15 protein-coding genes and 1 pseudogene are annotated in these 14,218 nt (G+C 35.9%); 9 read left to right on the top strand and 7 right to left on the bottom strand.

Annotated features, from left to right (window positions below):
• Positions 1-7 precede the first annotated feature (7 nt).
• The 3 genes from SIB89_RS14650 to SIB89_RS14640 all read left to right on the top strand — a co-directional run bounded on the left by SIB89_RS14650 (position 8) and on the right by SIB89_RS14640 (position 2,007).
• Entirely contained in the window at positions 8-592 is a 585-nt protein-coding gene (locus SIB89_RS14650) for a superoxide dismutase family protein (protein ID WP_273292175.1), read from the top strand.
• A gap of 86 nt (positions 593-678) precedes the next feature.
• Positions 679-1,209, top strand: a complete 531-nt coding sequence (locus tag SIB89_RS14645; RefSeq protein ID WP_155089439.1) for an RNA polymerase sigma factor — start codon at positions 679-681, stop codon at positions 1,207-1,209.
• 3 nt (positions 1,210-1,212) lie between these two features.
• Entirely contained in the window at positions 1,213-2,007 is a 795-nt protein-coding gene (locus SIB89_RS14640; RefSeq protein WP_412560363.1) for an anti-sigma factor domain-containing protein, read from the top strand.
• A gap of 9 nt (positions 2,008-2,016) precedes the next feature.
• Here SIB89_RS14640 and SIB89_RS14635 read toward each other — a convergent pair whose 3' ends face one another.
• Both SIB89_RS14635 and SIB89_RS14630 read right to left on the bottom strand, forming a co-directional pair.
• On the bottom strand, positions 2,017-2,721 hold the full coding sequence (locus tag SIB89_RS14635) for a tetratricopeptide repeat protein (RefSeq protein WP_412560362.1): 705 nt from the start codon (positions 2,719-2,721) through the stop codon (positions 2,017-2,019).
• 91 nt (positions 2,722-2,812) lie between these two features.
• Positions 2,813-3,748 carry a peptidylprolyl isomerase gene (locus SIB89_RS14630; protein WP_273292166.1) on the bottom strand — a complete coding sequence of 312 codons (936 nt, stop codon included), beginning with the start codon at positions 3,746-3,748 and terminating at the stop codon, positions 2,813-2,815.
• Positions 3,749-3,926: 178 nt separating this feature from the next.
• On the opposite strand from SIB89_RS14630, the gene SIB89_RS14625 reads away from it, so the two are divergent.
• Positions 3,927-4,370 carry a hypothetical protein gene (locus tag SIB89_RS14625; protein WP_412560361.1) on the top strand — a complete coding sequence of 148 codons (444 nt, stop codon included), beginning with the start codon at positions 3,927-3,929 and terminating at the stop codon, positions 4,368-4,370.
• Positions 4,371-4,388: 18 nt separating this feature from the next.
• Here SIB89_RS14625 and SIB89_RS14620 read toward each other — a convergent pair whose 3' ends face one another.
• From SIB89_RS14620 to recQ, 3 genes are all read right to left on the bottom strand, one after another.
• Positions 4,389-4,844 (bottom strand): hypothetical protein, encoded by a 456-nt coding sequence (locus SIB89_RS14620; RefSeq protein ID WP_412560360.1) that lies wholly within the window; start codon positions 4,842-4,844, stop codon positions 4,389-4,391.
• A 160-nt stretch (positions 4,845-5,004) separates the two neighbouring features.
• The gene (locus SIB89_RS14615) at positions 5,005-5,988 is read right to left on the bottom strand and encodes a GTP pyrophosphokinase family protein (protein ID WP_412560359.1); all 984 of its coding nucleotides are present in this window, start codon (positions 5,986-5,988) and stop codon (positions 5,005-5,007) included.
• Positions 5,989-6,088: 100 nt separating this feature from the next.
• Entirely contained in the window at positions 6,089-8,290 is a 2,202-nt protein-coding gene (recQ, locus tag SIB89_RS14610) for a DNA helicase RecQ (protein ID WP_412560358.1), read from the bottom strand.
• Positions 8,291-8,378: 88 nt separating this feature from the next.
• On the opposite strand from recQ, the gene SIB89_RS14605 reads away from it, so the two are divergent.
• The 4 genes and pseudogenes from SIB89_RS14605 (at position 8,379) to lptB (ending at position 11,352) form a co-directional block, all read left to right on the top strand.
• A complete protein-coding gene (locus SIB89_RS14605) occupies positions 8,379-9,344 on the top strand; it encodes a KpsF/GutQ family sugar-phosphate isomerase (protein WP_273292156.1) in 966 nt (321 codons plus the stop codon).
• Positions 9,344-10,177 carry a twin-arginine translocase subunit TatC gene (tatC, locus tag SIB89_RS14600; protein ID WP_412560357.1) on the top strand — a complete coding sequence of 278 codons (834 nt, stop codon included), beginning with the start codon at positions 9,344-9,346 and terminating at the stop codon, positions 10,175-10,177. The genes SIB89_RS14605 and tatC overlap by 1 nt, the downstream gene beginning before the upstream one ends.
• A 2-nt stretch (positions 10,178-10,179) precedes the next feature.
• Positions 10,180-10,536 carry a carboxymuconolactone decarboxylase family protein gene (locus tag SIB89_RS14595; protein WP_155089430.1) on the top strand — a complete coding sequence of 119 codons (357 nt, stop codon included), beginning with the start codon at positions 10,180-10,182 and terminating at the stop codon, positions 10,534-10,536.
• Between the two features lie 76 nt (positions 10,537-10,612).
• Positions 10,613-11,352 (top strand): annotated as a pseudogene (gene lptB, locus SIB89_RS14590) (LPS export ABC transporter ATP-binding protein).
• A gap of 3 nt (positions 11,353-11,355) precedes the next feature.
• Here lptB and SIB89_RS14585 read toward each other — a convergent pair.
• Positions 11,356-12,228, bottom strand: a complete 873-nt coding sequence (locus tag SIB89_RS14585; RefSeq protein ID WP_412560356.1) for a DUF808 domain-containing protein — start codon at positions 12,226-12,228, stop codon at positions 11,356-11,358.
• A gap of 15 nt (positions 12,229-12,243) precedes the next feature.
• A complete protein-coding gene (locus tag SIB89_RS14580) occupies positions 12,244-13,002 on the bottom strand; it encodes a CDP-alcohol phosphatidyltransferase family protein (protein WP_412560355.1) in 759 nt (252 codons plus the stop codon).
• A 143-nt stretch (positions 13,003-13,145) separates the two neighbouring features.
• Here SIB89_RS14580 and SIB89_RS14575 point away from each other — a divergent pair, with 143 nt between their 5' ends.
• The gene (locus SIB89_RS14575; RefSeq protein WP_412560354.1) at positions 13,146-14,216 is read left to right on the top strand and encodes a PorV/PorQ family protein; all 1,071 of its coding nucleotides are present in this window, start codon (positions 13,146-13,148) and stop codon (positions 14,214-14,216) included.
• The last annotated feature ends 2 nt before the right edge of the window (positions 14,217-14,218 follow it).

Here is a 14,218-nt window from a genome sequence, read left to right as displayed (position 1 = left end):
CAAACCAATGAAACATATAAAATTATTAGCACTAGCCTTATCAATTGTATTTGCTACGGCTTGTAAAGACAACAAAAAGGAAACTGAAACAGAAATGGAAACTGAGGTTGAAGAAACCATGGAGAATGAAAAGGTAATGAGTAAAGAGCTCTCCTTTAAGCTAACTCCAAAGAGCGATAGCAATGTTTCTGGTAAGGTTGAATTTAAACAAAAAGGAAATAAAGTTACTATGTCTGCTAAAATGAGTGGATTAACACCAGGAACTCACGCCATACATATCCATGCTGAGGCTGATTGTTCTTCACCAGATGGAACATCGACTGGAGGTCACTGGAACCCGACTGCCCAACCTCATGGAAAATGGGGAGATGAAGCTGGGTACCACAAAGGAGATATTGGAAATTTTGAAGTGGGAGAAGATGGGATAGGTAATGTTCTATTTTCAACAGACCAATGGTGTATTGGCTGTGGAGACGAGACAAAAGATATTTTAGGTAAAGCCATTATTGTGCATCAAGGTACAGACGACTTTACATCTCAACCTTCTGGTGCTGCTGGTAGCAGAGTTAGTTGTGGTGGAATTATTGAATAATCAACATTAACAAATACATTTTTATAACTAGAGCTATTGCATCACTATCCTTCCCCTAGTCTGCAAAAATTCTAAAATAACCCCTTATGAAGGATTTAGAAACACTAGTACAACAATTTCAAAACAAGGATCAGGTGGCGTTTAAAGAACTCTATGGTATGTATAGCAATAGCATACATGGTGTAGTTTACAATATCGTAAAAGATTCTAGTATTGCTGATGAGCTTATGCAAGATGTCTTTATAAAGGCATGGCATAAAGCAGATACTTACTCATCAAAAAAGGGAAGATTTTTTACTTGGATTTTAAATATAGCACGCAACGCAGCTATTGACAAAACAAGATCTAAAGCATTTAAGCAATCCAAACAAAACCTCAACTCGGATTATTTCGTAGATATAATAACAAGCAATGACAATTTAGATAGGAGCACTGATGCTATCGGAATTAAAAAGTTTGTGACCAACCTCGGCCAAAAATGTAAAGAAGTTATTGAGCTCCTCTATTTTAAAGGATTCACTCAAAAAGAAGCTTCTGAAGAATTGCAAATGCCTATTGGCACGGTAAAAACAAGAAATAGAAACTGTATACAGCAGTTACGAGACATGGTATTATAAATTATGGATATAAACGCATACATAGAATCAGGTATTTTAGAGCTATACGTAGCTGGTCAACTTTCTGAAAAAGAAAATCAGGAGGTCTATGAGTTGATGCAACAACATCCTGAAATATTGCAAGAAGTTTTAGAGATTGAAGCTGCTGTTGTAAAATTAACTGCTGCAGTATCACCTCATGCTATAGATTTTGAATCTTTCAAAGGAAAGTTAGGCAATACAGAAACGAAAGTCGTTGATCTTAAACCTCAAAAACCTAATTGGATTTCCTACACAGGTTGGGCTGCCTCAATTTTATTGGCTGGAGGCTTATTGTGGACATTGAATAATAAATCTGAACTAGAAGAACAGTTACAAACTGCTGAAACCGAAAGGAATTATCTCGAAATACAAATAGAAGATGCCAGAGAGAACCTGGCAGCAACTAAGAATCTATTAGATGCTATTAGAGATAAGGATATAATTTCAGTACCACTTGGTGGACAAGGAGACTTTGCAAATTCTTATGCTAAAGTCTATTGGAATAAAGCGGATAATACCATTTACTTAGATGCCGAAGGTTTACCTAACGCACCAGAAGGTAAAGTATGGCAAGTCTGGTCTTTAACACTTAATCCTTTAACACCAACAAGCTTAGGTACTATCGATGACTTCAATACCGATGATAATAAAATCTTTGCTATAGCTAATGCTAACGAAAGTCAGGCATTTGGTATTACCCTAGAGCCAGAAGGAGGTAGCGAAAGCCCTACGATGGAACAATTATACACGCTTGGTGTTGTAGCTTCTACCCCATAATATGTAACTTTAATTGTTCTTTTTAGCTTTGTAAGCTTTCAAATAGCGTTCTGCACGTGGGTTGTGCGGATCCATTTCAAGTGCTTTTTTATAATTGTTATAAGCCTGTAAGCTATCACCACTGCGCAAATAAGCGTCTGCAAGGCTATCGTACACATTAGAACTATTTGGGTGTATAACAGTGTTTAGCTTAAAAACCGCAATAGCTTCGTCATATCTGTTTTTTCTTAAATGGTTGTAACCAATGCTATTAAAGTCGCGCTCTCTTATATAGGAACTGGTAGAGTCTTGTTTTTTTATTTCTAAGTAACCAGCCAATGCTTTATCATAGTTTCCATCTACTAAATGCTGACTTGGTGTTTTATAGTCTTCCGCAACCTTTAAATAGTCATACGTGACTTTGTCTTCATTATCTTCTGGTATCACGGACAGATAACGTTCTTTAGTTTTAGGATGCTGTACAAATCGAAATTTCTTATACATATCTGGTACAAAAAATTCATTCTCGCTTAATGTTACGGGTTTTATTTCACCGCCTTTCCAATTGAGAAGAAGTTTGTCACCTTCATAATACACTAAGATTAATTCATCAGGATTGTAAAGATATTTACCTGAAGTTTGCTTTTTGAATTCCTCTGAATATTCTACTGATTTTGAACAACTAACAGTAATTATTGTAAGTAATAGAATAAAGATTATGCTTTTAGTTTTCATTTTGATTAGATGATTGGTTTGTTGAAAATAAAAAAGTCTCACTAAAAGTGAGACGATTTTAATTACATTTTGTTACGAAAAAAGTAAGTACTTAGCTCTTCACATCCATAAGCTCAACATCAAAAACCAAAGTAGCGTCTGGTGGAATTACACCTCCTGCACCTGCTGAGCCATAACCTAAATCACTTGGAATAACCAAACGTGCCTTATCACCTACATTTAGTAAACAGATACCTTCGTCCCAACCTGGAATCACTTGCCCTACTCCAACCTGAAAATCTAACGGTGAGTTTCTTTTGTATGAGGAATCAAAAACAGTTCCGTCTGCCAACTGACCTTTGTAGTGTACAGATACCATATCTCCTTTATTGGCTTTTTTACCATCCCCTTTTTGGATGACTTTATAACGTAAACCCGAATCCGTTTCGTCAAAACCAGCAGCTAATTTATCGAGTTCAGCTCTTGCAGCTTCGCGCTCGGCAGCTACGCGCTTTTCACGAGCACCTTCAAACGTTCTAAATGCTTCAACAGCATTAAAATCTTCAGCAGCTTTGCCTTCTCTAATAATTTCCAAGCTTTCAATGGTATCGCCTTGCGCTATTGCATCAACCACATCCTGTCCTTCTATAACATTTCCAAAAACGGTATGTTTACCATCTAACCAAGGTGTTTCTACGTGTGTAATGAAGAATTGACTTCCGTTAGTGCCAGGACCAGCATTTGCCATGGATAATTTCCCTGGTGCATCGTGTTTTAAATCTGGATGGATCTCATCGTCAAACTTATAACCTGGATTTCCTGTACCAGTACCTTGAGGACATCCTCCTTGAATCATAAAATCTGGTATCACTCTATGGAATTTTAAACCATCATAATAAGGTGTGCCTTGAGGCTTAGCCGAATTTTCTAAATTTCCTTCTGCCAGTGCCACAAAGTTACCTACTGTACCTGGTGTTTTTTCAAACTCTAAATTAACCAATATCTCACCTTTTGAGGTGTTGAATTTTGCGTATAAACCGTCTTGCATTGTGTTTTCTTTTGTTTAAGGGTGCAAAGATACAAAGTAAAGTTGGAAGCTCGAAGCTCGAAACAGTAAGTTGAAAAACCAGCAATATAAAATTTAAGTGTCATTGCGAGCGAGGTACGAGCGCGGCAATCTTTTAAATTAGACGATTAAATTTCTTAGTTTTGGCAAAATTTAATTTATGGGCTTTTCTTTTTCTAAACTATTTAATAAAACAGAGTCAACACAAAACACCGATGATACTATTGAGGCTATTATTGCGTCTATAGAGTATCAACCTTATGCGGTGTCTGATAACAATGTGCTTTTTGCTGGTCTTAATGAATTGGGTGGCTACTTCTTTTTTCAAACCATCATTGTTGGCCAGTTAAAGGTGAAGGTTAAAAATGGTGCTCAGCTGATCTTTAGTGGCGAGAATTTTGAATTACGATTAGACTCTGACTCCATTGAATTTGAATCTGACCCAACCGACGTAAAAGGACGATATATTACCAAAATAGACTTTCAGATTGAGGAAGCTGATATTAAGACTTTAGAAAAAGCTAAATTGAAGAACATCTTATTAAAGGTTAAAAATAAGGAGATTACTTTTGGTAAGTATGAAGGTTTTGATGAGGAGGAATGAGGTTTTACTTGGTTTTTACTATGGTACTTTGTTGGCAGCTGGTTTTATTTCGTTCATTAATTTATAAAATTCTGTTCCGCTAAATTCAGTCCATTTTTTTGAGTACAATCGTTTCTCATTTCGAATTAACCTAATTTCTGGTTCAGAGCTTTTAAAGTATAATGCAATATCATATAATTTTATCACCCAACTTTTGAAATGGTCATCTGGTTGTTCTAATTTCAAGTTATTATTAAAAATGAGTCCGTTCGATTTAAAAATTTCCGCAAACACCTTATTCCAATATGAATAAGTTCTATTTTGAGTTAATTCAAAGTCTACGATGTCAGATATAATTCTTTCAAGTCCACTATATTCATCAGTTCCATTAATTCCGATTAGGTTTCCTGTAGTGCGAGTTGCATTTAGATTATACCAACCCATTCGAGTTTCTTCATAATCAAAAGTCCAATCTGGAAAAGTCGTTACTCTCATTCTTTTAAAGTTCGGGGTTTTGTTAATTTGCTGCCAACGGTTTTGGGTATGGTTTAGTTAAGAAATGGTTCGTGAATATCATTCCTCCATAACCATAAATTTAGCAAAAAGGCTTGAAATTCCGATTAGGAATTTCAGCCGTAATGAACTATAGCTGTCGTTAGGAGTATTTTCTTTTTAGTTTTTCAACAATTTGCGACCTTGAATTACTAGAAGGGGCAATTTTTCTAAAATTATTATTAAAAGCTTCAAGACCGTAAGTCAGTATGTTCGCTCGTGGTGTTGTCCTAATTATATCTCCATTAAACATATTCTCTTTAATGAATTCAACCGCTTTTACTGATTTTTCAGCAGTTGAAACTAAATCTTTCATCGACAATTCGGACTTTTCAATTTCTTGTAATAATCTTGATTCCATTTCAGAGTGTGGTTCTTCATTAGGGAAATAGTAGGTTAATAAAGCTTGAAGTGAATTTAGGTTTAAATCATTGCCCACAAATTTGCCAGCTTTTTCAGATTCAGATATGGTTTTGTATTTATATTCGTCTGCTTCATTCTTAATATCTTGAAATTGATGGTCGGCATCTTCGAGTTTGGCGCTCATTAAGAATAATTTTCTCTGTAGCTTTCCTGGTATTTGATTTTTACTTTTATATCCCAGTTTGTGTTCTATTTCTGCCCAAGCGTGCATTAAAACTGTTCTAATTTGAACCTCAATTTTTATATTATTAAGATTTTTATAATTAGGCGTCACACACCAAGAATTTCTTATTTTGATTATTAAATGCTTTGAACGATATCCAAATTGGTTTAATTCCAAGGAATCAGTTTTATCCTCTAAATTTTGGACATCGTAATGTTCTTTTAAAATATCTCTTACTTTATCTATATCTTCTAAATGATAGACAATTATTCTTACACCACAAAAGTCTTCATTTTCTTCAAAAGGATTTTCATATTTTTTTCTACTTATTTTCTCGAAAAAAGAAGAGAAATCTTTAACTCTGGTGCTAATAACTAAATACGGTATTTCTTTTTCTGCTAAAAACTGCTGTAACGCATCTTTTGTATTGCTTAAAGCTCTCTTAAATAAAGGTTGTTTTTTTTCGTAAGTTCTGTATATAGCGTTTTTATCTAATTCCATATTTTTTCAAATTATACCTAACACGTTATATAGTAATACATATTTGAGCTATCCCTCACTAATTTCAGGATAACAAAACATTATTAATTATAAATCTTTTCTAATTCGCCACCTCACTCATAAACTTAATACGGTATAAGCGCAGTTCCTCATCTTCGTAGTCGCCATCAAATTCTTCAATGGCATCAGAGATTTTATCACTTTCAGATTCCATAAAGTAGTCATGGATTTCTTCCTGTTGGTCTTCGTCTAGGATTTCATCAATCCAGTAGTTAATGTTGAGTTTGGTACCAGAATAGACAATCGCTTCCATTTCCTTAATAAAATCTGGCATTTCCATACCTTTTGAGGACGCAATATCATCTAATCGCAGTTTTCTATCCACATTCTGGATAATATAGAGTTTTAGCGCAGAGTTAGACCCTGTAGATTTCACCACCATATCATCTGGTCGCATTATGTCGTTGTCTTCAACATAATCGGCAATCAGTGCTACAAAATCTTTTCCGTATTTTTTGGCTTTACTTTCGCCTACTCCATGCACGTTAGACAATTCGTCTATAGTTATCGGATACTTTAGAGCCATATCCTCTAAGGAAGGATCTTGGAAAATTACAAATGGTGGCACACCTAATTTTTTGGCATTGCGCTTTCGTAAATCCTTAAGCATCTTCATGAGCTTTTCATCAGCTACAGCTCCTCCTCCCTTGGTGTTTGTAACAATGCCATCATTAGAACCTTCGTCATAGACGTGGTCCTCTGCCATCAAAAATGATTCTGGATTCTCAATAAATGATTTACCAGATTCGCTCAATCGCAACACACCATAAGTTTCGATATCCTTTTTAAGGTAGCCTGCCACAATCACCTGACGAATTAAGGCCATCCAATATCTAGCATCTTTATGCTTTCCGATACCAAAAAATGGTTGTGTATCTGTTTTATGCGAACCTATAAGCGCATTGGATTGACCAATAATCACCTGTACTAAATCCTTGGCTTTATACTTTTCATTGGTTTTCTGTACCGTATCCAAAAGAATCTTAACATCATCTTGAGCCTCAACTTGCTTTTTAGGATTACGGACGTTATCATCCATATCGCCTCCTTCACCAGTTTCATTATCGAATTCCTCACCAAAATAGTGTAAGATAAATTTTCGTCTAGACATAGAAGTTTCGGCAAATGCCACGACTTCCTGTAACAATGCATGACCGATTTCTTGTTCTGCCACAGGTTTACCGGACATAAATTTTTCGAGCTTCTCAATATCTTTATATGCATAGTATGCCAAACAGTGCCCTTCTCCTCCATCGCGACCAGCGCGACCTGTTTCTTGGTAATAACTTTCTATACTTTTAGGAATATCGTGATGGATCACAAAACGCACATCGGGCTTATCGATTCCCATTCCGAATGCTATGGTTGCTACAACGACATCAGTATCTTCCATCAAAAACATGTCTTGATGCTTCACTCTAGTTTTGGCATCGAGTCCTGCATGATAAGGCACGGCTTTAATTCCGTTGACCTGTAACACCTGTGCCAATTCTTCAACACGTTTTCTACTCAAACAATATACAATACCAGATTTGCCTTCATTTTGTTTAATGAATCGGATAATATCCGCATCAACATTTTTGGTTTTCGGACGTACTTCATAAAATAGGTTGGGTCTGTTAAACGATGCCTTAAAGGTTACGGCATCTGGCATCCCTAAACTCTTTAGAATGTCTTCCTGAACTTTTGGAGTGGCCGTAGCGGTTAATCCAACAATAGGAATATCATCACCTATTCGCTTAATGATAGTTTTCAAATTTCTATACTCTGGTCTAAAATCGTGTCCCCATTCACTAATACAATGGGCTTCATCCACGGCCATAAAAGAAATTTTCTGTGTTTTTAAGAAGTCCACATATTCTTCCTTGGTCAACGACTCTGGTGCCACATACAACAATTTTGTAATGCCGTTGGTGATATCATCCTTAACACGTTTTACTTCGGTTTTGTTCAAAGATGAATTTAAAACGTGCGCAACACCTTCGTGTTCTGACACCGCTCTAATAGCATCCACTTGGTTTTTCATCAACGCGATAAGCGGAGACACAACAATTGCGGTACCTTCCTTTATTAAAGCCGGTAATTGGTAGCATAACGATTTGCCTCCACCAGTGGGCATAATAACAAAAGTATTGTTCCCGTTTACAACATTTTTTATAACCTCTTCTTGAAGACCTTTAAACCCAGAAAAACCAAAGTATTTTTTTAGTGCGGAGTGTAAGTCAATTTCTGCAATACTCATTAATCCCTATAACTATTTTATATACATTTGCAATAACTTTAAAGATAGTAATTTCTTTAAATTTAAAAAACCCAATACAAAATTAGTTTTGAACACTGCATCATCCATTTTAAGCATTGCTAAAAGCACAATAGATACTGAAAGCAAAGCGATTGCAAACTTGTCGGATTTACTTACAGAAGATTTCGCCCATGCGGTTGAATTGATATATAACTCAAAGGGTCGTGTTATCATTACTGGTATTGGCAAAAGCGCCATAATTGCCAATAAGATTGTAGCCACTTTAAATTCCACTGGAACACCTGCCATTTTTATGCATGCAGCGGATGCCATTCATGGTGATTTAGGGTTGATACTTAAAGATGATGTGGTTATTTGCATATCTAAAAGTGGCAACACTCCCGAAATTAAAGTCTTGGTACCACTTATTAAGAATGCCAAAAACAAAATGATTGCTATTACAGGCAATAAAGATTCTTTTCTGGGTCAACAAGCCGATTTTGTTTTGAATGTGTATGTGGAGCAAGAAGCTTGTCCAAATAATTTAGCACCAACCACAAGTACCACAGCACAACTGGTTATGGGAGATGCGTTGGCAGTAAGTTTGTTGGATTTGAGAGGCTTCTCTAGCAAGGATTTTGCTAAATACCATCCTGGTGGTGCGCTTGGCAAACGTCTCTATTTAAGAGTTAATGACTTGTCGTCCCAAAACATGAAACCTCAAGTTGGGCTCGAAGCCAGTTTAAAAGAGGTGATTGTTGAAATCACAGAAAAGATGCTTGGTGTTACGGCTGTTATAGATAATGACGACATTGTTGGTATTATCACTGATGGAGATTTAAGACGAATGCTTAGCAAAAGTGACGATATTGCTGGTCTAAAAGCAAAGGATATAATGAGCAATAGCCCAAGACGTATCAACGAAGATGCTATGGCTGTTGATGCTAAGGAGGTTATGGAAGAATTTGGTATTTCTCAATTACTTGTGGAGAGTAATGGCAGATATGCTGGTGTTGTTCATCTTCATGATTTAATAAAAGAAGGCATTATATAATGGCGAAGAAGAATATTGACGAAATGTCTTTTCTAGATCATCTTGAAGATTTAAGATGGCATTTAATAAGAGCGACGCTTGGTATAGTAATCGCAGCGACTTTAGCATTTATCTGCAAGAAATTTATTTTTGATGTCATTATTTTTGGACCAACAAGAATGGATTTCCTCACCTATAATGGACTTTGCCAAGTCTCAAAGTTTTTCGGAATGACAGACACCACGTTTTGTGCTGATAAATTTCCTTTTATTATTCAGAATAGAACGGTTGCAGGACAGTTTTCTGCGCATATCTGGACATCCATTTACGCAGGATTTATTGTAGCTTTTCCTTATGTACTATATCAACTATGGAGCTTTATAAGTCCTGGTTTAAAGGATAACGAACGTAAGAGTTCGAGAGGGTTTCTGGTAGTGGCTTCGCTACTATTCTTTACAGGAGTTTTATTTGGCTATTATATAGTGACTCCGTTATCCATTAACTTTTTGGCCAACTACCAGATTAGTGAACAAATTTCCAACGAGTTTGATGTTAGCTCTGTTATTGCTATAGTACGCTCTTCGGCATTAGCTTCAGGATTTGTATTTGAGTTACCTATTATCATATACTTTTTAACCAAAATAGGTTTGGTGACTCCGCAATTCTTAAAAAAATACAGAAAATATGCCCTTGTTATTGTTTTAATATTATCGGCAATTATTACACCTCCAGATATTGCGAGTCAGGTAATTGTAGCCATACCAATTTTAGTATTATATCAAGTGAGTATATATATTTCGGCAGTCGTGGTTAGAAACCAAAATAGAAAACAATCAAAAGTTAAGACCAAATAAATATGTCTGATATCGTTAAAGAATTCAATGATTACCGTTCTAGAATGAACGATAAAATCTTAGCGGACAACAATAAAATTGTAAAACGCATTTTTAATCTCGACACCAATGCATTTGCAGAAGGTGCTCTCGATAAAAAAACCAAAGAGCTTTTAGGCTTGGTAGCATCAACTGTTTTGCGATGTGATGATTGCGTAAAATATCATCTAGAATCTTCGCACAAAGAAGGCTTAACCAAAGCTGAAATAAGCGAAGCGCTGGGTATTGCCACATTGATTGGTGGTACAATCGTTATTCCGCATTTAAGACGTGCGCATGAGTATTGGGAAGCATTGGAAGAACATCACTCACAAGGTTAAACTTTTAATAAAACTGGGACAACACTTATCTGAGTCTATATCATTTTATTATTTTTAGCGTTATAAGCAAGTATTTATGAAGTTACGTGCAGAACATTTAATGAAGTCCTACAGCGGACGAAAAGTAGTAAAAGATGTTTCCCTTGAAGTCAACCAAGGAGAGATTGTCGGTTTACTTGGTCCTAATGGCGCTGGTAAAACAACCTCGTTTTACATGATTGTGGGCATTATTAAACCCAATGGCGGAAATATCTACTTGGATAACACCAATATCACCAAATACCCAATGTACAAACGTGCCCAAAACGGTATTGGATATTTAGCACAAGAGGCTTCTGTTTTTAGAAAACTCAGTATTGAAGATAATATTCTAAGTGTACTTCAGTTGACCAAATTAAGTAAGAAAGAACAGCACGCAAAAATGGAATCCCTAATCGAGGAGTTTGGTTTGGGCATATTAGAACCAATAGAGGTGACTTGCTTTCTGGTGGCGAACGACGACGTACCGAAATTGCTCGTGCTCTAGCGACCGACCCAAATTTTATTCTGTTGGATGAGCCTTTTGCAGGTGTAGACCCTGTAGCAGTAGAGGATATTCAACGTATTATCGCAAAACTGACCAAGAAGAATATAGGTATTCTTATTACCGACCATAACGTACAGGAGACCTTGGCTATTACCGACAGAACGTATCTAATGTTTGAAGGTGGTATCCTAAAAGCTGGTGAGCCAGAAGAATTGGCAAATGATGAAATGGTTCGTAAGGTTTATTTAGGTCAGAACTTTGAGCTTCGTAAGAAGAAGTTGGAGTTTTAAATGCTAAGTCTTTTTTGGCAACATCAATTTAATAGCTTTTACAACCAACAAACAAACTATTCCTACTCCGAGACCTATAATAAAATCCCTCAAAATTCCTGGAATACCTTCTAAAACATGATGTAAAAATTCCACATTGTGAACAAAAATTCCTCCCGAAACTAACAACAAGGCTAAAGTACCGATTACGGATAAAGATTTTACCACCCATGGCAATGCCTTTATCAATCCTGTACCAAGATTAAATACAAAGCCAGATTTGGATTTGCTCTTTTTAATCAGTTTGAGGCCCATATCGTCCATTCTGACAATGAAGGCAACGATACCATAAACACCTACCGTAGCAATAAGCGCAACAATTGTAACTACAATAATCTGAGTCGTTAATACTTCTTCTACCACTGTACCTAAAGCTATAATTACAATTTCAACAGAAAGTATAAAGTCAGTAATAATAGCAGATTTTATTTTTGATTTTTCAAGCTTTATAAGTTCCTCTGGAGATACGTCCTTTGTAGCCGCTATTACTTTATCTTCATTTTTGTGAAAAAAGAATTCGTAAATTTTTTCAGCACCTTCATAAGCAAGATATAGGCCTCCTAATAATAAAACAACAACGACCAACTTAGGAACAAAAGCACTCATTAAAAATGCCAGTGGCAAAATGATAATTTTATTTATTAATGATCCTTTTGAAATAGCCAAAAGCACAGGTAATTCTCTAGATGGGCTAAAGCCTGAAGCCTTTTCGGCATTCACCGCTAAATCATCACCTAAAATACCTGCGGTTTTACGAGTTGACACTTTGGTCATAGTAGCAACATCGTCCATAAGTGTCGCAATATCATCTAGTAAAGCAAAGAAGCCTGATGCCATGTCTATAAAATTTTATTAGTGAATGTTCTTTTTGTCTATAATAGACAGAACAATATAAAGTGCAACTACAACTGGTATTGCTGCAAATTGCAAAATGATAAGCGCCACGATGCTTATAATTAAAAAGATATAGCGTGTGGCATTGTTCTTAAAACTCCAATCCTTAAATTTTAGTGCGAATAATTTGATGCTAGAGTTAAGCAAGTAACAGCTTAAAAGCGTTAGACCTATCAAAAACCATTTATTGATGATAATACTATTCATTACATCACTATTCTGGTATTCTAAAATCAAGGGTAAGGATAAAATCAAGAGCGTATTGGCAGGTACAGGTAAGCCTTTAAAGTAAGTCTGCTGGTCTTCATCAAGATTAAATCTTGCTAATCGATATGCTGATGCTAATGGAATCAACAAACCAATAAGCGGTAAAACCGATAGTTTAAAACCTTGCCAATGGAAAATAGAATTCCAGCTATCACTATAAGCAGCGTAGTCTGGCGCATCAACTGTTATAGAAATTAATTTAAACATTATAATTCCTGGCACTACGCCACTGGTAACCAAGTCTGCCAAGGAATCGAGCTGAATTCCAAGAGGACTCTGTACATTGAGCTTACGCGCTAAAAGACCATCAAAAAAATCGAAAAATATACCTAAAAACACAAATATTGCAGCAGCAACAAAATTGCCATAAACGGCAAAAATAACGGCTATACATCCGGAAAATAAATTAAGAAGTGTAACAATATTAGGAATGTGTCTCTTAAAACTCATATATGGTTAGTTTATGTAAAAATAAAAAAGTATTTGGGCATAGCTCACTTTTTTTTCAAATAGCCAGTACATAAAACAATAAGTGCGCTTATTATAAGTTAAATAGATAGAAAAATTGTGCATATTTGTAAAAAATTTTGCTGTTGAAAAATTACGCTGTAATTCTCTTAACACTTGCTACACTTTTTGCTTCGGCCCAAACCACCAGAAAGTATTCGAATGAATTTATGAATATTGGTGTAGATGCTGCTGCATTGGGTATGAGCAATGCTGTGGTTTCCCAAACTGCGGATGTAAATTCGGGATATTGGAATCCCGCAGGATTGGTACATCTCGAAGACAACCAACTTGCTCTAATGCACTCTAGTTATTTTGCCAATATTGCCAACTACAACTACATTGGTTACGGTATGCCCTTGGATGATAGAAGTGCCGTTGGTATTTCACTCATTAGATTTGGTGTTGATGATATTTTAGACACAACACAGTTGATAGATGACCAAGGCAATATCAATTACGATAGAATCAGCACGTTTTCCACAGCAGATTATGGACTCACCTTTTCTTACGCCAGAAAATTACCTTTGGACGGACTAAATTTTGGCGTTAATGCTAAAATAATACGACGAATTATTGGTGATTTTGCATCATCTTGGGGATTTGGCCTTGATGCTGGTATTCAGTTTGAGAATAAATCTGGTTGGAAGTTTGGACTAATGGCAAGAGATATTTCCACTACCTATAATGCCTGGTCTATAGACGAAGAAAAATTTGAGCAAATAAGCGGAGCGGTAGAAGGGCAAAATCAAGAATTACCTGAAACTACAGAGGTTACTATACCTAAACTACAGTTGGGCATGTCTAAAAAATGGATTTTCAACTATGACTATTCGTTATTGGGTGCTGCAAATCTTAATGTGCGTTTTGAAGAGAACAATGATGTATTTTCCACCTCTGTAGCGAGTATAAATCCTGCATTAGGTTTTGAGTTCGGTTACACGGATTTGGTATTTCTTAGAGGCGGTGTTGGTAATTTTCAGAATGAAAGACAGATTGATAATTCTGAAGATTTAACGTTTCAGCCTAACTTCGGTGTTGGATTTAAATACAAAGGCATTCAGATCGATTATGCCTTTACTGACATTGGTGATCAAAGTGCTGCATTATATTCCAACGTATTCTCGTTAAAAATTGATTTTAGTGTTTTTAGATAGTA

It is taken from the genome of Winogradskyella sp. MIT101101 (genome assembly GCF_047126865.1).
Lineage (GTDB): Bacteria > Bacteroidota > Bacteroidia > Flavobacteriales > Flavobacteriaceae > Winogradskyella > Winogradskyella ouciana.
The sequence above is the reverse complement of the archived record's forward strand: the minus strand, read 5'-3'. Positions and strand labels throughout refer to the sequence as shown.

Coding starts and splice junctions, on each gene's coding strand:
- SIB89_RS14650 (WP_273292175.1), top strand. CDS start 8: ATGAAACATATAAAATTATTAGCACTAGCCTTATCAATTGTATTTGCT.
- SIB89_RS14595 (WP_155089430.1), top strand. CDS start 10,180: ATGTCTGATATCGTTAAAGAATTCAATGATTACCGTTCTAGAATGAAC.
- recQ (WP_412560358.1), bottom strand. CDS start 8,290: ATGAGTATTGCAGAAATTGACTTACACTCCGCACTAAAAAAATACTTT.
- SIB89_RS14635 (WP_412560362.1), bottom strand. CDS start 2,721: ATGAAAACTAAAAGCATAATCTTTATTCTATTACTTACAATAATTACT.
- SIB89_RS14640 (WP_412560363.1), top strand. CDS start 1,213: ATGGATATAAACGCATACATAGAATCAGGTATTTTAGAGCTATACGTA.
- SIB89_RS14625 (WP_412560361.1), top strand. CDS start 3,927: ATGGGCTTTTCTTTTTCTAAACTATTTAATAAAACAGAGTCAACACAA.
- SIB89_RS14620 (WP_412560360.1), bottom strand. CDS start 4,844: ATGAGAGTAACGACTTTTCCAGATTGGACTTTTGATTATGAAGAAACT.
- SIB89_RS14645 (WP_155089439.1), top strand. CDS start 679: ATGAAGGATTTAGAAACACTAGTACAACAATTTCAAAACAAGGATCAG.
- SIB89_RS14630 (WP_273292166.1), bottom strand. CDS start 3,748: ATGCAAGACGGTTTATACGCAAAATTCAACACCTCAAAAGGTGAGATA.
- tatC (WP_412560357.1), top strand. CDS start 9,344: ATGGCGAAGAAGAATATTGACGAAATGTCTTTTCTAGATCATCTTGAA.
- SIB89_RS14615 (WP_412560359.1), bottom strand. CDS start 5,988: ATGGAATTAGATAAAAACGCTATATACAGAACTTACGAAAAAAAACAA.
- SIB89_RS14585 (WP_412560356.1), bottom strand. CDS start 12,228: ATGGCATCAGGCTTCTTTGCTTTACTAGATGATATTGCGACACTTATG.
- SIB89_RS14580 (WP_412560355.1), bottom strand. CDS start 13,002: ATGAGTTTTAAGAGACACATTCCTAATATTGTTACACTTCTTAATTTA.